General features: G+C 67.6%; 20 protein-coding genes. 13 read left to right on the top strand and 7 right to left on the bottom strand.

What is annotated here, in order from left to right; genetic code table 11:
- Nucleotides 1-531: 531 nt before the first annotated feature.
- On the top strand, nucleotides 532-1,542 hold the full coding sequence (locus tag ACOQFL_RS09480; RefSeq protein ID WP_435543726.1) for a glycerate kinase family protein: 1,011 nt from the start codon (nucleotides 532-534) through the stop codon (nucleotides 1,540-1,542).
- Between the two features lie 139 nt (nucleotides 1,543-1,681).
- Here the strand turns inward: ACOQFL_RS09480 and ACOQFL_RS09485 are convergent, their stop codons facing one another.
- Both ACOQFL_RS09485 and ACOQFL_RS09490 read right to left on the bottom strand, forming a co-directional pair.
- On the bottom strand, nucleotides 1,682-4,426 hold the full coding sequence (locus tag ACOQFL_RS09485) for an exo-rhamnogalacturonan lyase family protein (RefSeq protein ID WP_435543727.1): 2,745 nt from the start codon (nucleotides 4,424-4,426) through the stop codon (nucleotides 1,682-1,684).
- Nucleotides 4,427-4,864: 438 nt separating this feature from the next.
- Entirely contained in the window at nucleotides 4,865-5,911 is a 1,047-nt protein-coding gene (locus tag ACOQFL_RS09490; protein ID WP_435543728.1) for a LacI family DNA-binding transcriptional regulator, read from the bottom strand.
- 133 nt (nucleotides 5,912-6,044) lie between these two features.
- Between ACOQFL_RS09490 and ACOQFL_RS09495 the strand changes: the two genes are divergently transcribed.
- The 7 genes from ACOQFL_RS09495 (at nucleotide 6,045) to ACOQFL_RS09525 (ending at nucleotide 14,834) form a co-directional block, all read left to right on the top strand.
- The gene (locus tag ACOQFL_RS09495) at nucleotides 6,045-6,476 is read left to right on the top strand and encodes a hypothetical protein (RefSeq protein ID WP_435543729.1); all 432 of its coding nucleotides are present in this window, start codon (nucleotides 6,045-6,047) and stop codon (nucleotides 6,474-6,476) included.
- Nucleotides 6,477-6,600: 124 nt separating this feature from the next.
- A complete protein-coding gene (locus ACOQFL_RS09500) occupies nucleotides 6,601-8,649 on the top strand; it encodes a bifunctional aldolase/short-chain dehydrogenase (protein WP_435543730.1) in 2,049 nt (682 codons plus the stop codon).
- Nucleotides 8,650-8,754: 105 nt separating this feature from the next.
- Nucleotides 8,755-10,251: a rhamnulokinase gene (locus tag ACOQFL_RS09505; protein ID WP_435543731.1), complete on the top strand. Its 1,497-nt coding sequence runs from the start codon at nucleotides 8,755-8,757 to the stop codon at nucleotides 10,249-10,251.
- A 153-nt stretch (nucleotides 10,252-10,404) separates the two neighbouring features.
- Nucleotides 10,405-11,142, top strand: a complete 738-nt coding sequence (locus ACOQFL_RS09510) for a (Fe-S)-binding protein (RefSeq protein ID WP_435543732.1) — start codon at nucleotides 10,405-10,407, stop codon at nucleotides 11,140-11,142.
- Nucleotides 11,139-12,593, top strand: a complete 1,455-nt coding sequence (locus tag ACOQFL_RS09515; protein WP_435543733.1) for a LutB/LldF family L-lactate oxidation iron-sulfur protein — start codon at nucleotides 11,139-11,141, stop codon at nucleotides 12,591-12,593. Before ACOQFL_RS09510 ends, ACOQFL_RS09515 begins: the two co-directional genes overlap by 4 nt.
- On the top strand, nucleotides 12,590-13,237 hold the full coding sequence (locus tag ACOQFL_RS09520) for a LutC/YkgG family protein (RefSeq protein ID WP_435543734.1): 648 nt from the start codon (nucleotides 12,590-12,592) through the stop codon (nucleotides 13,235-13,237). The genes ACOQFL_RS09515 and ACOQFL_RS09520 overlap by 4 nt, the downstream gene beginning before the upstream one ends.
- Before the next feature lie 361 nt (nucleotides 13,238-13,598).
- A complete protein-coding gene (locus tag ACOQFL_RS09525) occupies nucleotides 13,599-14,834 on the top strand; it encodes a right-handed parallel beta-helix repeat-containing protein (protein ID WP_435543735.1) in 1,236 nt (411 codons plus the stop codon).
- A 125-nt stretch (nucleotides 14,835-14,959) separates the two neighbouring features.
- On the opposite strand, the gene ACOQFL_RS09530 is transcribed toward ACOQFL_RS09525, so the two are convergent.
- Nucleotides 14,960-15,343, bottom strand: coding sequence for a type II toxin-antitoxin system death-on-curing family toxin (locus ACOQFL_RS09530; protein ID WP_435543736.1), 384 nt, complete (start codon nucleotides 15,341-15,343; stop codon nucleotides 14,960-14,962).
- Nucleotides 15,340-15,537, bottom strand: a complete 198-nt coding sequence (locus ACOQFL_RS09535) for a hypothetical protein (protein WP_435543737.1) — start codon at nucleotides 15,535-15,537, stop codon at nucleotides 15,340-15,342. Before ACOQFL_RS09535 ends, ACOQFL_RS09530 begins: the two co-directional genes overlap by 4 nt.
- Nucleotides 15,538-15,917: 380 nt before the next feature.
- Between ACOQFL_RS09535 and ACOQFL_RS09540 the strand changes: the two genes are divergently transcribed.
- The 3 genes from ACOQFL_RS09540 (at nucleotide 15,918) to ACOQFL_RS09550 (ending at nucleotide 18,444) form a co-directional block, all read left to right on the top strand.
- Nucleotides 15,918-16,418: a TspO/MBR family protein gene (locus tag ACOQFL_RS09540; RefSeq protein WP_435543738.1), complete on the top strand. Its 501-nt coding sequence runs from the start codon at nucleotides 15,918-15,920 to the stop codon at nucleotides 16,416-16,418.
- A gap of 459 nt (nucleotides 16,419-16,877) precedes the next feature.
- Nucleotides 16,878-17,099, top strand: coding sequence for a hypothetical protein (locus ACOQFL_RS09545; RefSeq protein WP_435543739.1), 222 nt, complete (start codon nucleotides 16,878-16,880; stop codon nucleotides 17,097-17,099).
- Nucleotides 17,100-17,439: 340 nt separating this feature from the next.
- Nucleotides 17,440-18,444, top strand: a complete 1,005-nt coding sequence (locus ACOQFL_RS09550) for an MBL fold metallo-hydrolase (RefSeq protein WP_435543740.1) — start codon at nucleotides 17,440-17,442, stop codon at nucleotides 18,442-18,444.
- 196 nt (nucleotides 18,445-18,640) lie between these two features.
- On the opposite strand, the gene ACOQFL_RS09555 is transcribed toward ACOQFL_RS09550, so the two are convergent.
- The gene (locus ACOQFL_RS09555) at nucleotides 18,641-19,249 is read right to left on the bottom strand and encodes a dihydrofolate reductase family protein (protein ID WP_435543741.1); all 609 of its coding nucleotides are present in this window, start codon (nucleotides 19,247-19,249) and stop codon (nucleotides 18,641-18,643) included.
- A 195-nt stretch (nucleotides 19,250-19,444) separates the two neighbouring features.
- On the opposite strand from ACOQFL_RS09555, the gene ACOQFL_RS09560 reads away from it, so the two are divergent.
- Complete coding sequence (locus ACOQFL_RS09560; protein WP_435543742.1) at nucleotides 19,445-20,227, top strand: enoyl-CoA hydratase/isomerase family protein; 783 nt, start codon at nucleotides 19,445-19,447, stop codon at nucleotides 20,225-20,227.
- 52 nt (nucleotides 20,228-20,279) lie between these two features.
- Here the strand turns inward: ACOQFL_RS09560 and ACOQFL_RS09565 are convergent, their stop codons facing one another.
- Both ACOQFL_RS09565 and ACOQFL_RS09570 read right to left on the bottom strand, forming a co-directional pair.
- Complete coding sequence (locus ACOQFL_RS09565; RefSeq protein WP_435543743.1) at nucleotides 20,280-20,924, bottom strand: CoA transferase subunit B; 645 nt, start codon at nucleotides 20,922-20,924, stop codon at nucleotides 20,280-20,282.
- Nucleotides 20,925-21,014: 90 nt separating this feature from the next.
- Nucleotides 21,015-21,728: a CoA transferase subunit A gene (locus tag ACOQFL_RS09570; protein WP_435543744.1), complete on the bottom strand. Its 714-nt coding sequence runs from the start codon at nucleotides 21,726-21,728 to the stop codon at nucleotides 21,015-21,017.
- A 160-nt stretch (nucleotides 21,729-21,888) separates the two neighbouring features.
- Between ACOQFL_RS09570 and ACOQFL_RS09575 the strand changes: the two genes are divergently transcribed.
- On the top strand, nucleotides 21,889-22,674 hold the full coding sequence (locus ACOQFL_RS09575) for an IclR family transcriptional regulator (protein WP_435543745.1): 786 nt from the start codon (nucleotides 21,889-21,891) through the stop codon (nucleotides 22,672-22,674).
- Nucleotides 22,675-22,689 lie beyond the last annotated feature (15 nt).

Below are 22,689 nucleotides of genomic sequence, written 5' to 3' on the forward strand. Positions count from 1 at the left end.
CTCGGTTGTCGAGAGTGCTCGGGTAGCGGAACCTCTCGCACGGCTCTCGCTGTGTTGTTGGGCCGGTCGCTCTGGCGGGGTGGCCGGTTAGCCGGCACGTGAGTCGGCGCCTTGCTGTGTTGGGCCGGCTCTTGAGTAGCGACCTACGCGGCGAGCGGCCCGGCCTTGCAATGCATCCGACTCACGCACCGGGGACACCCGCGCTGCGACACTCACGGTCGCTTCCCGACGAGGGTTCTGGAGCGGCGGCGCGATTTCGTGGGAAATTGACGGAGCCCGGGCCACACCTGCGTACTGGGCGTCAATTTCTCGCGAAATTGACGCTCCGTCGACGCACTCAGCACCGAACTCCGACCACCCTCGCAATCGGCACCGCCGCGGGTTCTCCCGTGCGGCTCTCGCGAGGACGGCCCCGACGTTGTGTAGGTCGCTACCCGATGTCGGGGCACCCGCAGCGAGAGCCGTGCGAGAGGTTCCGCCGAACGGCCACCTACGAGAACCAATGCGACGTTTCCACAACTGGAGGGTTGAATGCGGGTACTGGCGGCTCCGGACAAGTTTCGCGGCTCCTTGAGCGCGGCCGAGGTGGCAACCGCCATCGCGGATGCCGCGATCTCCTGCGGTTCGGAGTGCGTCGAGCTGCCGCTGGCCGACGGCGGCGAGGGCACGCTCGACGCGTTCGGCGGAGCCAATCGGTGGACCGAGGTTTTCGCTCCCTCGGGCGAAAGGGTCGAGGCGGGCTGGCGACTCGACGCCGACGGACGGGCCGTGGTGGAGATGGCCCGTGCCTCGGGGTTGGCTCTGGTCGGCGGCGCCGAGGGAAACGACGCGGAGAGCGCGAGTACGCGGGGCACGGGAGAGTTGATCGCCGCCGCCCTGCGAGAGGGCGCGAAGCGGGTACTGGTCGGTTTGGGGGGCTCGGCGACCACCGACGGCGGTTCGGGAGCGGTGGCCGAGTTGGAAGCGTTCGCACCGCTGGATGGCTCGGACGGAAACCCTGAAGTGCTGGTCTGCTGCGATGTGGAGACCGTGTTCTCGGACGCGGCACGGATCTTCGGACCGCAGAAAGGCGTCCGCCCGGACCGGATCGATCAGCTGACCGACAGGTTGCGCGGGATCGCGGCCGAGTACCGACGCCGGTTCGGAGTGGACGTCTCGCGTCTTCCGGGCGGCGGGGCGGCCGGTGGCCTGGCGGGCGGCCTTGCCGCCCTGGGAGCGCGTCCGGTGTCCGGTTTCGACACGATCGCGGCGGAGCTGGGGGTACGGGACGTGCTGCGGAGGGTGGACCTGGTGATAACCGGTGAGGGCAAGCTCGATCCCGGCTCGTTCGACGGCAAAGTGGTCGGCGGTGTGGCACGCGAGGCACGGCGCCACGACGTGGAGGTCCTGGCGGTGGTCGGAACCGCGAGCACCGAGGGCGCGGCCCGGATCGCCACCCGCGACCTCACCGCCGAGTTCGGAAGTCGGCGAGCCTGGCGCGAGACCGCCGGATGCGTGCGGCGGTGTGTGATCGACCGGCTGGGACAACTCACGAAGGAGTGACGCGAGAACCGGCCGGGACGACTCACGGCGGAACGCTTTCGGCCGCTCGGTAACCCAACGCGCCGAGGGGCCGCCATGGCCCCTGATGCCGTGGGGACGGCATCGGTGCCGTCCCCACCGCGTTTTGCCGAGAGACGGATCAGGGCGCCTCTTCCGGGGCGATCGCCAGCAGCGAGATGATCGCCAGCCCGCGTTGAGCGGCGTCGTTGGTGGCGCAGGTGGCGAAGTCGCCGGACTGGTTGTGCGAACGGTCGGTGGGGATCTCGTCCACCGGGGAGGCCACCGCGGCACCGTCCACCCTGACCGGTTCGGGCCATGGCTGCCCGTTGGGATCGGAAGTGAAGCGCTGCCAGCCACGACGACGCAGCCGCGGCTCGTCCAGCTGTTCACCCGCCCAGGCGGTCACTCGCGAGTAGATCGTCTTGAACACCCCGGGATCGAAGTCGAATCCGAACCTGTCGATCTTCTCCTCGGCGGGGGCCTGCACGTAGCGGGCGAAGTCGAGCAATGTCCGCCGGAACTCCGGCACGTCGACGAGGTCGAGCGTCTCCCACAGGATCTGTTCCCCGCAGAAGGCCATCGACAGATTGTAACTGCTCTGGTAGTCCCCCTTGTCGAGGTTGGTCAGATGGGCCGTCTCCGGATCGAATCCCACGGCCCCACCCGCCTCACCGGTGAACAGTCCGGCGGGGAAGCCCGCGATGTCCCGCATACCGGTGACGATCCGGTCCCGCCAACGGGTCTCGCCGGTGCGTTCCCACTCGGTCAGCCAGTTGCTGACCAGCGCGTACCAGTCGGGACCGATGCGTAACCGGGTCGGCACCCGGTCCTGCGAGGGCAGCACGTTGCGCAGCGGCGGGACACGCACCATGGTCTCGTCCGCCCGCAGCGAGGAACGCATCAGTTCCCCCAGCAGCTCGTCGGCGGTGAGGTAGTAGCAGAACCGCTTGGTGAACGACTCCGATACCCGCGCCTCCTTGGCACCGTCGCCCCAGTGCGAGACGTTGTGCCGTGACCCCAATCCGGCGAACCGACCGGTGTGGTGCGTGTCCACCTCGCTGATGTGTTTGGTCATCGCCCGTGCCAGTCGGAAGGCGTTCGGATCACCGGAACGCAGGAAGGCGTACCACAGCATCGCGTCGGTGCCCAGTTCGCCGTTGTCCCAGGCGTAACCGCCCACGTCGTAGCGCCACTCGTGACGGTCCCCGTCGTAGGTGTGCATCACGTCGCCGTGGTCCCAGAAGCCGTACCACTGGCGCTGATCAACCTGTCCCGCGTAGAAGGCCACGTCGCGTTCCAGGGAGTCCTCCAACGCGGACTTCGCGCTGCTACCGCGGTCGGGCAGACTCCAGCGGCCGAACACCCCGGCACGGTGGTAGCGCTCCGGACGGGCGACCAGTTGCGGCGGTGAATCCACCACTTCGGACAATTGGACGACCCGCTCCCGCGAGGGGGTGGACTCCAGTGCCCACAGCCGCATCTCCGTGGAGCGCGCGATTCCCTCCGGCGTGCTGAATCCTTCCTGCACGTCCTCGTAGGCCAGCCCCAGCCCGTGCGCCTCGGTGTCGTAGTGTCGCAGGTCCATGGCCTCGCCGTGCGGCGAGTAGGACCACAGTGTCACGGTCGCCGTGTCCCCCGCCGCACCGCGCACGTCGAGCGAGCGGGGAAAACGTCGCCAGAAGTCGTGCATGCCCACCCCGAGTCCGCCCGACACGCCGCCGACGTAGCCGAATCCCGAGGCTCGGCTTCCCCTGCCCGCGTTCTTGAGCCAGCTCCCCTCCGCGGAGGTGCGTTTTTTCACCTCGAAGTGCTCGGATGATCCCTGGGACAGCGCGAAGTCGTTCCACAGCGCCAGGTCCCGATAGCCCTCCCGTACCTCCTGGGACCACTCGGCCGGGGGCGGGGTGGCCTTACCCGCGTGCTGGGCGTGGCGCACCGCCTCACCGGGATCTCGCCGCAACCCGGTGAGCACCCGCACGGGTTCGCCCCACACCCCACCCGAGGTGGTGCCGAACCGGATGTGCCGGTTATGCGCGTCGTCGCTCATCGGAACCCCGAGCCGCAGCCCCATACCGCGCACGAAGACGTGTCGGCTGTCGGCGTCCCAGTAGAAGTTGTGCACCAGGCTCATCGACTCGTCGCCTGCCGCGAGATACACCCGCATGGTCCAGGGCAGCATCTTCCGGCCCCCCGCGCCACGGTTGCGGCCGTGGTCGCGGCGGTAGCGTCCGGAAAGTTTGACCACCGCGCGCACCGGGCCGCGCTGCTCGATCTCGGCGCTGTCGATCATTCCGGACCACTCGGTCCGCCGTGGCTCGGCGTGTTCCCCCTCGGGGCGGTCCTGCACCAGCAGCGCCAACCGACCGTGCTCGGCGGTGACCCGACCGCCACGTTTGATCGACCGGATCGCGTGGGGTCCGTGTCTGCCCAGTCCGATCTCGACCGTGCCGTTGTGCAGCCGGATCTCGTCGCGGTGTTCGGAGACGCTCACCGCGTTGTCCGGCGCGGCCGGTTCTCCCGGTTCGAGCCGGTATTTCTCGGCGGCAGTGTTCGCGGGTGCGGTGTGCCCACTCCACTTGAGCGTGCCGTCGGGCCAGTAGGCCAACGGCCAGGACTGCACCGGGATGGGCTCGCCGTCGGCCGTGGTCAGGGCGAACGAGGTTTTCGCCGACATCTCACCGCGGGGCCAGGGCACACCCCAGGTCGCGTTGACCGGGGCACCGGGTGTCTTGCCGAGCCAGTGCAGCTCGGTCGGTTGGTCGGAATCCGAACCACCTCGCGGCGCGGCGACGGCCTCGGAACCGCGGACGAACAACGGGGTCGCGGCGGTTACTCCCGCCCCGGCCAGAAATCCACGACGAGCGAACTCGGAACTCGCTGACACGAACAACCTCCGAACGAGGATCTGGAACTGTCGCTGAATGCGAAAAACGGGGGTGTGTTCACTGCTGGATTCCCGGGCAGGAAAGGCAGGACCAATCGAGGCGGAAGGTCACCTCCGGTTCGACCATCGCCTGATCCGGATCGGCACCGCCAGTGTCGACGAAGAACTCGGCCATCCTCTCCGACCCCGTTTCCCGCACGCATCGAGTGGCACCGCGCAACGAACTCCACGGTGGACTGCGAACCGACTTAATGAAACGTTTTATGAAGCGAGACCGTAGAGCCGAAATGTGGCCCAGTCAACACCCGGAAACCCTCCGGCCACGCCGCCGAGTCGCGACGACCGAGCCACGAGGAGTTGATCGTGCTGGTCACCCCCAGGCACGAGATTCCCGGCGAGGGCGGGAATCGATCTTCACCGGGACTGGGGCAGCGACGGTCACTGCCGTCGCGGCAACGTGGAACGCCGGACGATGAGTTCGGGCGAATAGATGACGCTCTCGTGCTCGTGCCCGGGGTCGCCCTCGGTCTCCCGCACCAACAACTCGGCAGCGGTGGACCCCATCCGTTCGGCGGGCTGGCGCACCGAGGTCAGCGGAACGGCCGCCGCCGCGGCGAACTCGATGTCGTCGTAGCCGACCAGTGCGATGTCCTCGGGCACCCGCACGTCCGCGTCGAACATCGCCTGCAAAAACCCGAGCGCGAGCAGATCATTGGCGCAGAAGACCGCGGTGGGACGCGGCCGCAGCCCCAGCAGTCTCGCACCGGCGTCCCGACCGGAGGCGACGTCGAGTTTGGCCGTCTCCAGCACCGTCAGGCTCTCCGGCCCCAGGCCGGCCGCTTCGATCGCACGACGGCCCCCCACGAGCCGGTCGGTGCACTGCGCCAGGTTCGACGGTCCGCTGATGTAGGCCACCTGTTCGTGGCCGCTCTCCAGGAGGTGACGCACGGCCAACTCTCCCCCGGCCACGTCGTCGACCGAGACCGAGCAGGCGTCGTCGCTGTCGACCACCCGGTCGACGAACACGTAGGGAATCCCGTGACGCCGGAAGGCCAGCAGGTTCGCCCCCGTGGTGTCGGCCGGGGTCACCAGCACGCCCCGCACCCGCTGTTCGGCGAACATGGACAGATAGAGCGACTCGGCCTCCGAGTCCTGGGCACTGTGGCACATCATGACGCCGAGCCCGTGCTCACGCGCGGCGCGCTCCGCACCGCGGGACATCGCGACGAAGAACGGGTTGCCGATGTCGAGCACCAGCAGCGCGACCATGCGGCTGTCGCCCGAACGCAGTTGGCGAGCCGATTCACTGCGCACGTAACCGAGTTCGTCGATTACCGCGCGGACCCGTGACCGGGTGTCCGAGGAGACGCGGTCAGGGCGGTTGAGTGCGTTGGAGACGGTCCCGATGGAGACGCCCGCCCGGTGGGCGACGTCCTTGATGCTGACCTCTCCGGTTTTGCGGTTGCTCCCGCCGGTCGACAACACGCCTCCCTTGACTCGGATTCACCCCCATCCTATCCTTCGCTCGAATGAAACGTTTCACCAGCGTTGTTCGCGAACTCGACACTGGCGGAACGCCCACTTCCTCCCCGCGGCTCAACCCTCGGAGCAACCAGCGATGCCGGACGAGAACGCCTTCAAGGCGGCACTGCAGGATCAGCGGATCGAGACCCCGTCCTGGTCCTACGGCGGTTCCGGCACCCGGTTCGAGGTTTTCGGCAGGCCGGGGATCCCCGGGCCCCGCACGAGAAACCCGACGCTGCCGTCCAGGTACACGCCTACACCGGTGTGGCGCCGAGCGTCGGGGTGCCCATTCCCTGGGACCGGTGCGACGACTGCGTCGGCCCGGCCGAGTACGCCACCGCGCGGGGAGCGCGCCAACGAGGTGCTGCTGGACGCCTACAACACCGACGTACGACCGTTGTCGCGGGAGCTCCGGAAGGAAATGAGGGTCGAACCCGACCCGATCTCGGCCTACCGGACCTCCGGGCACCAGGAGAAACCGGTCGCCGAACGAAAGGGCTGCCAACAAGCGGGCCGGGACGCGTGAGCGGAGTTCCCCTCCCCGCCGAGACGCCGGCTCGGCGGAGGGCTCCGCGGGGTCCCACCGCGGCGCCCCGACACCGAGCAGGCACATCAGTGAGTCACTCACCAGGCACGAAAGGGCCGATTCGTTGAACGAGCAGCCATCCGAGAACGTGACCGACGAACTGCTGGACCGGTCCCACCGACTCGGTGCGGATCCGCGCAACACCAACTACGCGGGTGGCAACACCTCAGCCAAGGGCACCGGTCGGGACCCGGTCACCGCCGAACCGGAGCGGTTGATGTGGGTCAAGGGCTCCGGCGGTGACCTGGGTACGCTTTCCGAGTCCGGCCTGGCCGTGCTGCGGTTGGATCGGATGCGCGCGCTGACCGGGGTGTATCCGGGTGTGGAGCGCGAGGACGAGATGGTCGCGGCCCTGGACCACTGCCTGTACGGCAAGGGCGGCGCGGCACCCTCGATCGACACCGCCATGCACGGCCTCGTGGCGGCCGAACACGTCGACCACCTGCATCCGGACGCGGGAATCGCACTCGCCACCGCGGCCGACGGCCCGAAACTGACCGAGGAGTGCTTCGGTGACAAGGTCGTGTGGGTCCCGTGGCGACGCCCGGGATTCCAGCTCGGACTGGACATCGCCGAGATCCGGAACCGACACCCGCAGGCGGTCGGTGTGATCCTCGGTGGCCACGGCATCACCGCCTGGGGCGAGACGAGTCAGGAGTGCGAACGGAACTCACTGTGGATCATCCGCACCGCGGAGGAGTTCCTCGCCGAGCGGGGCGATCCCGAACCGTTCGGAACACCGGTCCCGGGCAACGAGGCGCTTCCCGAGACCGAGCGGCACGCCCGGGCCGCTGCGCTCGCACCGGTGATCCGCGGCCTGGTCTCCACCGACAACACCCAGGTCGGCCACTACGACGACCGCCGGGAAGTACTGGACTTCCTGGCACGGGAGAAACACCCCCAGCTGGCCGACCTCGGCACCTCGTGCCCCGACCACTTCCTGCGCACCAAGGTGCGTCCACTGGTCGTGGACCTGCCCCCCACCGCTCCGCTGGAGGACGTGGTCGAACGGTTGCGGCAGCTGCACGCCTCCTACCGGCAGCGCTACAGCGAATACTACCACCGGCACGCCGACACCGACTCGCCTGCCATGCGGGGGGCCGACCCGGCGATCGTGCTGGTGCCGGGTGTGGGCATGTTCTCCTTCGGCAAGGACAAGCAGACCGCCCGGGTGGCCGGTGAGTTCTACGTCAACGCGATCAACGTGATGCACGGCGCGGAGGCGGTGTCGCGGTACCAGCCGATCGAGGAATCCGAGAAGTTCCGCATCGAGTACTGGGCACTGGAGGAGGCCAAACTCGCCCGCATGCCCGCCCCGAAACCGCTGGCCGGTCGCGTGGCCCTCATCACGGGGGGCGGCTCGGGCATCGGCAGGGCCACCGCTCGCCGCCTCAACGCGGAGGGTGCCTGCGTGGTGTTGGCCGACCGGGACACCGAATCAGCCGAGGAGCTGGCCACCGAACTCGGTGGGCCGGACAAGGCCGTGGCGGTCGGCGCCGATGTCACCGACGAGTCCGAGGTCGGCGAACTGTTCGCGGCAGCGGCTCGCGCTTTCGGCGGGGTGGATCTGGTGGTCAACAACGCCGGGATGTCCATCTCCAAACCGCTGCTGGAAACCACCGTGGCGGACTGGGACCTGCAGCACGACGTGATGGCTCGAGGGTCGTTCCTGGTTTCCCGGGAAGCGGCCCGCAGCATGACAGCGGCGGGTCAGGGCGGTGACATCGTCTACATCGCCAGCAAGAACTCCGTGTTCGCCGGGCAGAACAACGTGGCCTACGGAGCCACCAAGGCCGACCAGGCGCACCAGGTGCGGCTGCTGGCCGCCGAACTGGGTGAGCGCGGGATTCGGGTCAACGGCGTCAACCCGGACGGGGTGGTGCGTGGTTCGGGAATCTTCGCCGGTGGCTGGGGCGCCCAGCGAGCGGCCCACTACGGGGTGAAGGAAACCGAACTCGGCGAGTTCTACGCCCAGCGCACGCTGCTCAAACGGGAGGTGCTGCCCGAGCACGTCGCCGCGGCGGTGTTCGCGCTCGTGGGCGGGGACCTGAACCACACGACCGGAATGCACGTTCCGGTCGACAGTGGAGTGCCCGCCGCCTTCCTCCGGTGACGGCATTCCTCGGGTGACACCGCTGTGTCACGCGCCGCCGCCCTGCCCGACCCACACGGACCGTCCCGTCGGTCACACCTCGACACCTTTGGGAACGAGATCGCGATGACGAGCAACGAGTTCAACTGCGCCGCTGTCGACCTGGGCGCCTCCAGCGGCCGTGTGGTGCTGGGCAGGGTGGGCAGCGACCTGCTGGAACTGACCGAACTGCACCGGTTCGGGAACGGTCACCACCGGGACGACTCCGGGTGGCGCTGGGACATCGGCACGATCCACCGCGAGATGCTGGTTGGACTGCGCCGCGCCGCCGAGCACGCCCCCAGTTCGATCGGCATCGACAGCTGGGCGGTGGACTACGGCCTGTTGGACCGGAACGGCGCCCTGCTGGCCGATCCACGGCACCATCGCGATCCCCGCAACTCGGAAATGATCGAACGGGTCCGGGAACGGATCGACGACGCCGAGCTCTACCGCACCACGGGACTGCAGCAGCTTCCCATCAACACGCTGTACCAACTCGTCGCCGCGCTGCGGGAGAACGAGCTGGATTCGGCGGAAACCCTGCTGCTCATCCCCGATCTGCTGACCTACTGGCTCACCGGGGAGATCGGTGCGGAGGTCACCAACGCCTCCACCACCCAGCTGTTCGACGTCCACGGCCGGGACTGGGCGTACGACCTCGCGCGGCGGCTGGGCCTTCCGACCCACGTGTTCCCACCGTTGCGCGCCCCGGGTGAGTTCGCCGGAACCCCGCGTGCCGAGGTCAGCACGACCACCGGCCTCTCCCCCTCGGTACGGGTGACATCCGTCGCCTCGCACGACACGGCCTCGGCGGTGGTGGCCGTGCCCGCGACCGATCGGCGGTTCGCCTACATCTCGTGCGGCACGTGGTCCCTGGTGGGGCTGGAGCTGGATTCTCCCGTACTGACCGAACGCTCCCGCGCTGCCAACGTGACCAACGAACGCGGCATCGACGGCACCACTCGCTACCTGCGCAACACGATGGGGCTGTGGCTGCTGCAGGAATGTGTGCGCTGCTGGCGGGAACGCGGACTGCGCGCGGATCTCGACGAATTGCTCGAGGGGGCCGCCCACCAGCCCGCGTTCCGCAGTGTGCTCGACACCGATGATCCGGCGTTCATCGCGCCGCAGGACATGCCCACCACCATCGGTGCGGCCTGCGCCGAGGCCGGTGAGCCCGTCCCGGAAAGCCCCGAGGCCACGGTGCGGTGTGTACTGGAAAGCCTCGCGCTGGCCCACCGCCGGACGGTGCGCAGCGTCGCGGAGCTGGCCGACCGGGAGGTCGAGGTCGTCCACCTGGTCGGCGGTGGCAGTCGCAACGAACTGCTGTGTTCGCTGACCGCCGACGCCTGCGAGCTTCCGGTGATCGCCGGGCCCACCGAGGCAACCGCCCTGGGGAACGTGCTGATCCAGGCACGCGCGCACGGCATGGCCGGTGACCGGTCAGAGCTGCGCGCGCTCGTGGCGGCCACCCAACCGCTGCGGCGTTTCGAGCCAAGCGAGTCGGCGAGCACGTGGGATGCTGTGGACCGCCGCGTCCGTGATCGCACGGGCGCCGCGACACGTGCGACAGTCGAATGAGGACGGCTTTTCGACGACGCCTTTCGGCTGCTCGGGTCGTCGCCGAGTTTCCGGGACCGGCGACGGCCCCACCTCCGGTTCGGGGGCGCGATCGGGCTCCGGGCACGCGCCCCGGGATCGTCGCGGGGTCTTATCAGAAAGGAAACCGCTGTTATGCGAGTAGCGCTGTTCGCGACCTGTCTCGGGGACACGCTCTTTCCGGGGGCGGTGCGCGCCACGCTGCGGGTGCTCGAACGGCTGGGGTGCACGGTGGAGTTCCCCTCGGGACAGACCTGCTGCGGCCAGATGCACACCAACACGGGGTATCACGAGCAGGCCGTCCCGGCGGTGCGGAGCTTCGTCACCGCCTTCGAGGGCTACGACCACGTGGTGGCGCCCTCGGGCTCCTGCGTGGGCTCGATCCGGCACCAGCACGGCATCGTGGCCGAGCACAGCGGGGACCGGAAACTGTCCGAGGCGGTCGACCGGGTCTCGCCCCACGTCTATGAACTGTCCGAGTTCCTCGTGGACGTGCTCGGAGTGACCGACGTCGGCGCGTACTTCCCGCACCGCGTCACCTACCACCCCACCTGCCACTCGCTGCGGATGCTGCGGGTGGGTGACAAGCCGCAGCGGCTGCTGCGCGAGGTCCGCGGCATCCGGTTGCTGGAGTTGCCCGAGGCCGAGCAGTGCTGCGGCTTCGGCGGTACGTTCGCGCTGAAGAACCCGGACGTGTCCGTGGCTATGGGGTCCGACAAGACCAGGCACGTGCGTGAGACGGGTGCCGAGGTCCTGTGCGCGGGCGACAGTTCCTGTCTGATGCACATCGGAGGGCTGCTGGACAGGCAGCGCGAGGGGATCCGCACGATGCACCTGGCCGAGATTCTGGCGGGAACGGAGGAGGACCGATGAGCGGGGTCGATCTGGGCATGCCCGCCTTTCCGGACGCGGCACGCGAGGCTGTGCGCGACGCCCAGCTGCGCCACAACCTCGGCAGGGCGACCAACACCATCCGGAACAAGCGAGCCGCGGTGGTCGACGAACTCGACGACTGGGAGCAGCTGCGAGCCTCGGGTGCGGCGATCAAGGCGCACACCCTCGGCCGGCTGGACACCTACCTCGAGCGGTTCGAGTCCGCCGTGACGGCCGCCGGGGGGACGGTGCACTGGGCTCGTGACGCGGCCGAGGCCAACCGCATCGTCACCGATCTCGTCCGCGAGACCGGCGAGACCGAGGCGGTCAAGGTGAAGTCGATGGCCACCCAGGAGATCGGGCTCAACGAGGCGCTGGCCTCGGCCGGTATCTCGGCGTGGGAGACGGATCTGGCCGAGCTGATAGTGCAGCTGGACGAGGACCGTCCCAGCCACATCCTGGTACCGGCCATCCACCGCAACCGCTCCGAGATACGCGAGATCTTCCGCCGCGAGATGGCGGGCAGCGGCACTCCGGCACCCACGGATCTCACCGACGACCCGGTGCAGCTGGCGGAGGCGGCCCGCCACCATTTGCGGGACAAGTTCCTGCGGGCAAACGTGGCCATCTCGGGGGCGAACTTCGCGGTGGCCGAGACCGGCAGTCTCGTGGTGGTCGAGTCCGAGGGCAACGGGCGGATGTGCCTGACCATGCCGGAGCATCTGATCAGCGTGGTCGGCATCGAGAAGCTCGTGCCGAGTTGGCGGGACCTCGAGGTCTTCCTGCAGCTGCTTCCCCGGTCGAGCACCGGGGAACGGATGAACCCCTACACCTCCGTGCTGCACGGTGTGAGCGAGGGTGACGGGCCGAGCAATTTCCACGTGGTGTTGCTGGACAACGGACGCAGCGAGGCACTGGCCGACGAGGTCGGCAGTCAGGCGCTGCGGTGTATCCGCTGTTCGGCCTGCCTCAACGTCTGCCCGGTCTACGAGCGGGCGGGCGGCCACGCCTACGGCTCGGTGTATCCGGGACCGATCGGAGCGGTGCTGACACCACAGCTGTACGGCGTGGAATCCGAGGACACGGCTTCGCTGCCGTACGCGTCCACGCTGTGTGGGGCCTGCTACGACGTCTGCCCGGTGGCGATCGAGATCCCCGAACTGCTGGTGCACCTGCGCAACAGGACGGTGCGGGAGCGGAAGGGCTGGTTCGACCGGCTGACCAGCGCGGCGATGCGGGGCCTGGGATGGGTCTTCGGCGACAGCAAACGGCTGGGGCGGGCGCTGCGGCTCACCTCGCTGGGCGGAAGGCTGTTCGGCAGGCGCGGGATCGGCAGACTGCCGTGGCCGCTGTCGCGTTGGACCGACGCGCGCGACGCTCCCGCACCAGCTCCGGAATCCTTCCGGCAGTGGTGGGAACGAAACAGGACAGGGAACGGTGACGAGCGTTGAAACGATCCTCTCGTGAGGCGCGCGAGGCGGTACTCGGTTCCGTGCGTTCCGCACTGGCCGGTGGAAAAGACTCCCCCGTGGCGGAGATACCGCGCGAGTACCACCGACAGCGCCCCGTCGAATCGCTGACCGAACTGTTCCGGGAACGGGTTGCCGAATACCGGGCCGAGGTGCGCCCCACCGATTCGGCGGAGGCACCGGAAGCGGTGTCGGATGTTCTGGAAGCGGCCGGAGCGCGGCGTGTGGTCGTACCGGAGGGCTTCCCCCCGGAATGGTCGAAGCGGGTTACCGAGCGCTGTGACACGCTCGGCGACAGCCCGCGGTTGTCGACCGCGGCGCTGGAGAACGCGGACGCGGTGCTGACCACGTGCACCGTGGGCATCGCAACCACGGGCACGCTCGTGCTGGACCACGGTCCCGGTCAGGGCCGAAGGGCGCTGACCCTGCTTCCCGACACTCACGTGTGCCTCGTCGCCGCCTCCCGCATCGTCGACGACGTCCCCGCAGCGCTTGCAGCGCTGGATCCGACCAAACCGATGACCTTCATCAGCGGCCCGTCCGCCACCAGTGACATCGAGCTGGAACGGGTGGAGGGGGTGCACGGTCCCCGGAATCTTCACGTCGTCATGGTCGGCGACGTGTGAACATCCTTCCCCCAAACCGGCACGGTATCGCTCCGGCGATGCCGTGCCGGTTTCGTGTGTCACTTCCCTGGTGCGAACCGCGGATCGCACTACGCTTTTCGGATTCGTCCCGATGGGGAAAACGGTTCACAGAATACTAATCGTGTTTCCCGGGGTTTCATCGAAGATCCCTTGACATTGTCACCTGTGGTTCCTATACACTCACTTCCTACTTGGTAAGCGCTTACCAAAAAGCGGGAAAATCCTTTTCCCACCCCGATAACCACAAGAAGCCACTCAACGACGAACCCGACTGGAAGATCCGGGCGATTCCTGCCCCGGCACAGTGCGGTGAAACTTCCGACAACCACGGGAACGAACAATGAGAATCGGCATCTCACAAGCCGGTGCACGCGGCCGAACCCCGAAGATCCTGGGAATGGCCCTGCTGGCGACCCTGACCTTCGCGGCACCGGCATACGCCGACCGCGACGCGACCACGGCGAACGAAACCACCGGCGATGTCTCCACCTCGGCGGGGACAACCGATACCGCCTCGGTGCAGGCGGCCTGCGGCAGCGGTTCCTACGACGCCGAGGTGTATTCGAACAACGGCAGCTGGATCGCCCGCAACGGCTCCACAACGGTCTACAGCGGCGGCAACATGCGCGCGGCGACCCAGGCGGCGGTGAACAGCCTGACCGCGGGCAGGCAGCGCAAGGAACGAGTGGTGCTGTGGAACTCCGGCACCATGAGCGCGAGCAGTTCCATCGACCTGCCCAGCTACACCGTCCTCGACTCGTGCGGGACGATCGACGTAACCGGCGGCGTCTCCGCCAACAACGCCGTGGTGCGCGGCCGCGACGCCGACCACGTGGAGGTGCAGCACCTCAGCGTCACCGGCGCGCCCTACTTCGGGGTATTCTTCCGCAACGGCAACGACATCCACCTCGGACAGATCGACCTGCGGCTGTCCGGTGGCCTCGGCATCCGCATCGACAACCACGGTGACCGGGGCGAACTCACCACCAACGTGCGGATCGACGACGTCTACGTCTCCGGCACCGACAACCACGGCGTGGAAACCTATGGCGTGGACGGACTGACGGTGGGCACCGTGGTGGCTCGCGACGTCGCCTATTCGGGGCTACTGCTCAACGACACCACCAACGCCACGGTCGGAACGGTCGACGCCGAGAACGCCGGTAGCGGCACCGGATACGCGGCTTTCCGGATGGCCAACCGGAACGGACGCATCAACGGCAGCTACCCGACCAACATCCACGTCGGCGAGGTGATCGCCCGTGGCGGTGGCAGGGGCGTGTTCTGCGTGTCCGAGAGCGGCGGAGCAGTGATCGACAACGTCGACATCGCCAACACCGGCAACAACGCCATCCTCATCGAGAACTGCTACAACGTCGACATCGCCGCCGAGAGCGGCCGGGTCACCGGCCCGGGCACGATCCGACTCGCCGCACGCTCGGAATTCCCGGTAACAAGGAACGTGACCCTGCACAACCTCACCGTCACCGATTCGGCCATCGTCGAGAACCCGTGCGGTGACAACATCACCATCACCAACAACACGCTGCAGAACTCCTACCGCGACGTGTGCTGATCCGCGCGGTACGTGACGACGGCCTGCCGAAACCGATCACTCGTGGGGCTGCCGCTCGGCAGCCCCACGAGTTCGAGTCCCTCCCCTCGACACTGCCACTCGCGGCGAACCCACGGCTCCCCACCTCAGTCGGTGAACCTGTAGAGCGCCTTCGCGACCTCGTCCACGGAGACCAGGTTGCGCGCCGCCCGCAGCATCAGATCTTCGGCGGTGTTCTCGTCCAGTTCAGCGTGCAGGGGATGCCCGTTGATGCTGAGAAAGACCATGGCCGCCGCCCACGCGGTGCGCTTGTTGCCGTCCACGAGCGCGCGATTACTCGCCAAGGAATGCAGCATCGCCGCAGCCTTGGTGTGGACATCGGTGTAGGCATCCTCGCCGAACACCGACGCACGCGGACGCTCCACCGCGCTTTCCAACAAGCCGTAATCCCTCACCCCCGGAGCCGTGCCGAGGGTGATACGGGCGATCTCGACAACATCGGGCACGTCGAGATACTCGATATCGCTCACTTCTCGGCCAAGCGCTCGTTGAGCCCCGCCGAAATACCGGCCACACGGATGGCCGCGACGGCGACCCTGCGACGACGCAGTTCGGCGACCACCGCATCGTGGGCCATCGAACGCAGGCTCTTGTCCTCCCGTCCGGCCGCCTCACGCAACTGGGTCATCTCCTCATCGGTGAAATCCACGTTCAAGGCAGGCATACCTCACAGCATAACCGCCAGGTACCAAGATTGGTACCAGCATTGCGGTGCACGAACAACCACCATCGCCTCGGGCGCCCCTACTCTGCTTCGCTCCTGCGGGATCACCGTCGCCCCGATACACACCCCTTCACGTAGCAACTCGAGGCAGATCGCCTCCCTACGGGACAACCACGACAAGGCCCGACCCGGGCAGCTCCGAGGCACGCGCGGAAATCCGATTCGGTACACGCCGCGGCTCGCTGAACGGCACTGGACACCGGCGGGTATATCCTTGGACACGATCGATGAATGCGACGCTGGCCGCCCTGTACCTCGGCGAGGGGTCGCGGCTGTCCCGACCGTGAGGCTCTCCGGCCGACCGAGCAACTGGGGAGACGATGCCGACGCCGAGCAAGACCAGGCACGCGTGGCGTGACCTCGCCGGCGCCGCGGTCTTCGCGGGCTGCGTCGCGCTCGTGGCCGTGGTGGGGGCATTGGCAGCGGGTTCGGCCGGGCAGGAGTACGCGGCGCTGCGCGCACCGGCTTGGGCACCCCCGTCCTGGTTGTTCGGACCAGTCTGGACCGTCCTGTACGTGATGATCGCCCTGTCCGGCTGGCTCGTGTGGCGCCGCTCCGGTTCGGTGCGGAGGGCACGTATCCCGCTCGGGGTCTACGCGCTGCAGCTGCTGTTGAACCTCTCTTGGACCCCGTTGTTCTTCGGAGCGGGACTCTACGGCACGGCATTCGCCGCCATCATCCTACTGTTGGTCAGCATTGTGATCACGATCGTGCTGTTCGCCCGTATTCACATACCGGCTGCGCTGCTGCTCATCCCCTACGCGGGCTGGACGTTGTTCGCCACCGCGTTGAACGGATCGATATGGCTACTCAACACGTGAACCCTCCGGTTCTCCCATTCCGGCATGGCGGTTGCCGAGACGCTGGTTTCGAGCCGCTGTAACCTGACCGTCGCGAGCCGTCTCGGCCGACAGGAATGGCCGGCTCGGTGTTGTTCGAGAACACGAGCACGCCGACGCGCCTCGTCCGTGCGGTAACGAGACAGCTACTCACCACAGTTCTCGCAGTGCACCATGGGGGTGAGGTCGTGGCTCGAGGTCGGGTTGCTCGCCAGCGGAAGGGAATCGACCGGGATGGGTTTGATCGTCGAGAGTCGAGAGCGAACCGAGCCCCGGTTCCCGTGGAAACGACATTCTTCGGAATTGTTTTCGCACTCGGCACGTCGATGCCGCATCTTCCGAGCAGCAGACTGATCGACGGCTCGGTGGAGATTCCCGACGCGACGAGTGCTTCGTTCCGGCTCAAGGGCGGGTTTCGAACGCACCCTCCAACGACGCTTCGTGGCAACGACCGGGCTGACCTGTGGGGACGTTCGGCAGATCGAGCGTGCCCGGCAGGCGGCGGTACTGCTCCAGGAGGGCTGCTCGGCTCACGAGGTGATCGCCGGTGAGGGCCGCAGGAGGTTGTTCGCCGAGGACGGCCCGTTGAAGAATCTCGAGCTGGTGAATTCCTATTCGACCAGCAGCGGCACGATCATCGCCAACTATCGACCGAGGGGATGAACTCCCGCTACGAAAACTCGGGAACGTCGACGACTTCCGTTTCGCTGCGGAAGCCGGAATTCCCCCATCCGTGCCGCTGGGTAATCGCAAACGAGCCGATCGCCTCGAACGTTGGCATCGACCGTCGGGTGCAGCCTCGGCTGGCGCACGTCGTGTGGAGCGCGGGCTCACGTAATGGAAGCTCCTTCATTTGAATTCAAAGATGTGCACCAGGTGGCGTAACTTCGAACCGCAGCCTGGTGCGCGAAAGGTGTTCGTGCTACTACCTGTTGATGTGATCTTCCCGGGGCGGGATCTCCGGAACAGCAATGCGCATGGGAGTGACGTGGAGTCGCACGTTTTGAACCGAAGGAACCTGTTGCGCTCCTCGGCCGCGCTCGGCGTGGCAGGTGCCGGGCAGAGCGTGGGCTCGCCCGGCACGGCAGCCTCCGAGCCGACCTCTTCCCGGCGCGCTCCGGGGAGTGCGCGGCTGCTGTGGTTGGGGGTCGCGGGCTGGGAACTGTCCTTCGCCGGACATCGACTGCTCGTGGATCCCTACATGACCCGGCAGGAGTTCACCGGCCCCGAAGGGGGATTGGATCTGGACCGGCAGCTCGTGGTGGACGAGGCCGCGATCGACGAGATCGTTGCTCAGCACCTTGCCGGACCACCGGAGTTCGTGCTGCTCACCCACGGGCACTGGGATCACATCGGCGACGTGCCCACCTTGCTGGGACGAACGGCGTGGCAGCAGCAACCCGTACGGGTGCTCTGCGGTGAGACCCACTGGCACCTGCTGACCGCCATGGGGATTCCGGACACTCAGCAGCCGAACATCGTGTTGGTGAGCGGTGGCGAACAACTGCGCTATCCGCTGGCGACCGAGCAGCGGAGGCCGGACTACACCATCGAGGTCTTCCGCACGCTGCACAGCCAGGTCGGCGGTTACGGTTTCGCACCGGCGGGCACACGCACCGAACCACCCCTGAGACCGGCCAGGCTGCGCGACCTCGTCGAAGGTGGTTCGCTCGCTTATCAGATCACCATCGGAGAACAGCTGACAGTCATGTTCCTCAGCGGCACAGCCAACTTCGCCGAACGGGAGGTAGCCGGTGCACGACCGGATGTGCTGGTGCTGGGAGCAAGCGGTCACGCGGCCGTGCACGACTACTACCAGCGTGTACTCACCGCCCTGGACTGGCCCGAAGTCGTCATTCCCACTCACCACGACGACCTGACCACACCACTGACCTCGCCGGACATTCACGACACGGTCGATCGCGAGCAAACTCGTGTGCTGCGGGACCTGCTGGGTAAGCGTGGCATCGCTCTCGACCCCCACCATCTCGAACCGATCCACCTGTGAGCTACGAGTTCCGTACCACCGGGAAGTATCAGCCTGCCACGGCCGCGGCGAGGGCCTCCGAAGCGTGTTGCGGAAGCACTGTCCGCACCGAGGCGCGAGGAGTAGTCACCGCCGATCACGAGTGGAGAGCACCGGTTCCGACGAGCCCCCGGGAGTTCGCTTCCCCACCTGGCGGAAATCCGGAATTCGGACCCGATCAGAACGAGCCGGTGCGCACGTTCCCGACACGTTCGTAACTCGCCACGAGGACACCGCTGCTCGTCGGTGAGGAGGTGGTCAGCCGCAGGCCGGTCGGGCCCGTGCCGTGGGCGAACAGTCGTTTCCCGCTGCCGAGCAGCAGCGGGAAAGTCATCAACCGCAATTCGTCGACCAGGTCGTGTTCCAACAACGTCTGTACGAGGCCGTGACTGCCGTGCACCTGCAGCTCGCCCCCGTCCCGATTTTTCAGTTCCCGAACCGCGCCCACGACATCGGCTCCCAGCAGGGAGGCTCCCTCCCAGTCGACCCGCCGCAGCGTCCGCGACGCGACGTGCTTGGGACGTGTGTTCAGCGCCCGGGCGATGGCGTCCTCCTCGTCACCCACGTAGGGCCAGTAGGCGGCGAAGATCTCGTAGGTTCCGCGTCCGAGCAGGAAGTCCTCGGCCCCGGCGAACCACTCCTCGATCCGCCTGCCCAGGTCATCGTCGAAGTAGGGAACTACCCACCCGCCGTGGTCGAAACCCCCTTCCCGGTCCTCTTCCGGACCACCGGGGGCCTGCATCACTCCGTCGAGACTCACGAATGTGGTTACCACCAGTTCGCGCATGAGCAGTCCTGGCTTTCGGGATCGGGAACCAACCGGGCAGGCCGCGACAAGCCCCGGTTCGATCAGTCGACGACTTTCACCGGTCACCCTGATTCTGCCGCCCACCGGCGTTACCCCGCACACCGAGGAGGTCGCCGCCGACCTCGGATACGAGCACACTCGACTGCGGCAGTTGCGAGCACGAGGAGCCGTTCGATGAGCACCGGATTCGAAGACGTGCCCCCAGTGGTGGTGCGGCGTCCCAGCTCGGAAGTGGTCGAACTGACGGTCGGCGACGCCACGAAGCGCAATGCGCTCAATCGGGCGGGGTGGGACCTGCTGCGGCACACCGTCGAGCGGATCGGCGGCGACGAAACCGTGCGTGCGGTGGTGCTTCGCGGCCGCCAGGGCACCTTCTGCGCCGGATCGGACATGACCGAATGGCTCGATGCCGACATGGACTCGGTGGAGGATTCCTTCGCCCGGATGGAAGCGGCCTTCCGCGCCGTCGAGCGATGCCCGATACCGGTGATCGCCGAGATCAGCGGCGTCGCGGCCGGAGCGGGATGTCAACTCGCGCTCGCCTGCGATCTGCGCTACACGAGCACCTCCGCCCGCATCGGGATGCCCATCGTTCGCCTCGGCATCAACACCAGCCCGTCGTTCGCGGCACGGATGGTCGCGCTCGTGGGCCCGGCACGGGCTCGACGGCTGCTGTACACGGGAGAACTGCTCGACGGAGCGAGCGCGGTGGACGAGGGGCTGGTCGACCGGGCGGTGCCCGAAGCCGAGCTGGCCGAACGTACCGAGGAACTGCTCACCACGATCGTCGACCAACCACCGGCTGCCATCCGCGCGGCGAAGGCAGCCGTCGCCACGGCCCTGGACCATCCACCGCCCAACGGCACCCCGGCCGTGGACCCCGAGACGTTTCCGGCGAGCATCAAGGGCTTCCTCGGGGCCCGAGCGCACTCGGCACCCCGACACCGCTCCGTTTGAGGCGGGTGGAGCACCACCGATTCGGCGACTCGTCACCGGCGAGCTCCCGGAGTTATCCGGTCGGGATCCGTTGCCGAATACGGGCTCGCGTGCTGTCGCGGACCTGCTCCTCGGTGACGCAGGGGGCGATCGAGACCAGTTCCAGGCCGTCCGGGGTCACGTCGAGCACCGCCAGGTCGGTGATGATCCGGTTGACCACCCCCGAACCGGTCAGCGGCAGCGTGCACTCCTCGACGATCTTCGGGGTTCCGTCCTTGGCCACGTGATCGGTGAGCACGACGATCCGTCGGGCACCGACGACGAGGTCCATGGCCCCGCCCATGCCTTTGACCATGGCGCCCGGGATCGTCCAGTTCGCCAGATCACCGTGCTGGCCGACCTGCAGGGCTCCCAGGACGGCGATGTCGATGTGGCCGCCGCGCATCATTCCGAACGAGAACGCCGAGTCGAAGTAGCTCGCTCCGGGGGTAACCGTCACGGTCTGTTTGCCCGCGTTGATGAGGTCGGCGTCCTCCTCCCCCTCCTCCGGGAACGGGCCGAGGCCGAGAATGCCGTTCTCGCTCTGCAACGTCACCCGGACGTCCTCGGGGATGTGGTTGGCGACCAGCGTCGGGATACCGATCCCGAGATTGACGTAGTCGCCGTCGCCGATCTCGGCGGCGACGATCTCGGCCATCCTGTCCCGGCTCCAGGCCATGATTACCTCCTGAGAAGATTGCGCCCACTCTGTTTTCCGTCAAGCTCGCTCCACGGAAGCGGTCACGAGAACCGAGTCGGCAGAGCACTGCTAATTCCTCGAAGCGGCGGGAGCGGTCCGCACGGTGCGCTTCTCGATGTCCTTGACACGCGGTTCGGCACGAACCAGGCGGTCGACGTAAATCCCGGGAGTTACCACTCGCTCCGGGTCCAGGTACCGCTCGCCGAGGTTCTCGACCTCGACCACGGTGGCTTTTCCGCAGGTCGCCACGACCGGGTTGAAATTCCGTGCACTGGCACGATAGGTGAGATTGCCCGCGGGATCGGCGGTGTGGGCGTGCACCAGCGCCACGTCGGCGACTATCCCCCGCTCCTGGACATAGGTCCGCCCGTCGAACTCGGCCGAGGGCTTTCCCTCCGCCACCGGGGTCCCCACCCCCGCGCGGGTGTAGAACGCGGCGATCCCGGCACCACCCGCCCGCAGCCGCTCGGCCAGCGTTCCCTGCGGCGCGAACTCCACGGCCAGCGTCCCGTCCAGGTACTGCTGGGCGAACAGCTTGTTCTCACCCACGTAGGAGGCGATCACCCTGTCCACCTGGCGGTCCTCCAGCAGCAGCCCGAGACCTTTGCCGTCGATCCCCATGTTGTTGGACACCACCGTCAGGCCGGTGACTCCGCTGTCACGGACGGCCTCGATCAGGTCGTTCGGAATACCGCACAGTCCGAAGCCACCGACCGCGATCGTCATCCCGTCCGTGAGCGACCCGGAAAGTGCCTGTCGCGCATCGGTCCACAGCTCGGACAACTCGTCACCTCGTGATCCAGGGTCCACTGAACGAACAGTCGGCAGTAAACGACTCACCACTGTTCTGCCGCAAGAATCGACGGGAAATACGACTCGAACCGCTCACCTCATGGCCGTCTCCTCGACAGTGCGTTCACTGTGTGAACGCTAGGATCACGACATGCGAGACAGTTCGAACGCCCAGCTGGTCCCCCGAATCGGCTCCGTGCTGCGCGCGCTGTCCGCCACCAACGAGGCGGGCGCGGCCACCAGCGACCTCGCCAGGGCGGTCGAGCTACCGCGACCGACGGTGCACCGGCTGCTCAGCTCGCTGGCCGAGGAGGGATTCGTCGATCGCGATCGCCGAACCGGGCGGTGGTTCCTGGGGCCCGAGCTCTACCTGCTGGGCCAGACCGCGAGCACTCGCTACGACGTGACGCAGCACGCCCGTGCCTGCGTGCACCGGCTGGCGGCCGCGACCGGCGAGAGCGCGTTCTTCTCGGCGCTGCGGGGCGAGGAAACGGTTTGCCTCCTCCGGGAGAACGGCGTTTTCCCGATCCGCTCGTTCGTGCTCCACGAGGGCGCCCGGTTCCCGTTGGGAGTCGTCTCGGCGGGGCTGGTACTGCTCGCTTTCCTCGACGACACCGAGATCGACGACTACCTCGGACGCACCGACCTGACCGGTCAATGGGGCCGGGCGCACTCCCCGACGGCGATACGAGAACGCATCGCCCGCACGCGGCGCGACGGTTACGCCGTCAACCCGGGGCTGGTGGTCGAGGGAAGCTGGGGAATGGCTGCGGCCGTGTTCGATCGATCCGGCCGCCCCGCTTGGGCGCTGACCCTGACCGGCATCGAAACCCGGTTCCGCCCGGAACGCCGCCCCGAACTCGGTGCCCTGCTGCTGCGCGAGGCCCACAATCTCGGCCGCACACTCGACGTCCCGGAGCACCGGGCAGCGCGCTGACCCGAAAACGCGGCT

The sequence above is a fragment of the Actinopolyspora sabaoui genome (genome assembly GCF_051225635.1).
GTDB lineage: Bacteria > Actinomycetota > Actinomycetes > Mycobacteriales > Pseudonocardiaceae > Actinopolyspora.

Excerpts from the sequence above, each read along its gene's own strand:
- ACOQFL_RS09480 (WP_435543726.1), top strand. The coding sequence starts at position 532 with ATGCGGGTACTGGCGGCTCCGGACAAGTTTCGCGGCTCCTTGAGCGCG.
- ACOQFL_RS09495 (WP_435543729.1), top strand. The coding sequence starts at position 6,045 with ATGCCGGACGAGAACGCCTTCAAGGCGGCACTGCAGGATCAGCGGATC.
- ACOQFL_RS09505 (WP_435543731.1), top strand. The coding sequence starts at position 8,755 with ATGACGAGCAACGAGTTCAACTGCGCCGCTGTCGACCTGGGCGCCTCC.
- ACOQFL_RS09510 (WP_435543732.1), top strand. The coding sequence starts at position 10,405 with ATGCGAGTAGCGCTGTTCGCGACCTGTCTCGGGGACACGCTCTTTCCG.
- ACOQFL_RS09515 (WP_435543733.1), top strand. The coding sequence starts at position 11,139 with ATGAGCGGGGTCGATCTGGGCATGCCCGCCTTTCCGGACGCGGCACGC.
- ACOQFL_RS09525 (WP_435543735.1), top strand. The coding sequence starts at position 13,599 with ATGAGAATCGGCATCTCACAAGCCGGTGCACGCGGCCGAACCCCGAAG.
- ACOQFL_RS09535 (WP_435543737.1), bottom strand. The coding sequence starts at position 15,537 with ATGCCTGCCTTGAACGTGGATTTCACCGATGAGGAGATGACCCAGTTG.
- ACOQFL_RS09540 (WP_435543738.1), top strand. The coding sequence starts at position 15,918 with ATGCCGACGCCGAGCAAGACCAGGCACGCGTGGCGTGACCTCGCCGGC.
- ACOQFL_RS09555 (WP_435543741.1), bottom strand. The coding sequence starts at position 19,249 with ATGCGCGAACTGGTGGTAACCACATTCGTGAGTCTCGACGGAGTGATG.
- ACOQFL_RS09560 (WP_435543742.1), top strand. The coding sequence starts at position 19,445 with ATGAGCACCGGATTCGAAGACGTGCCCCCAGTGGTGGTGCGGCGTCCC.
- ACOQFL_RS09565 (WP_435543743.1), bottom strand. The coding sequence starts at position 20,924 with ATGGCCTGGAGCCGGGACAGGATGGCCGAGATCGTCGCCGCCGAGATC.
- ACOQFL_RS09575 (WP_435543745.1), top strand. The coding sequence starts at position 21,889 with ATGCGAGACAGTTCGAACGCCCAGCTGGTCCCCCGAATCGGCTCCGTG.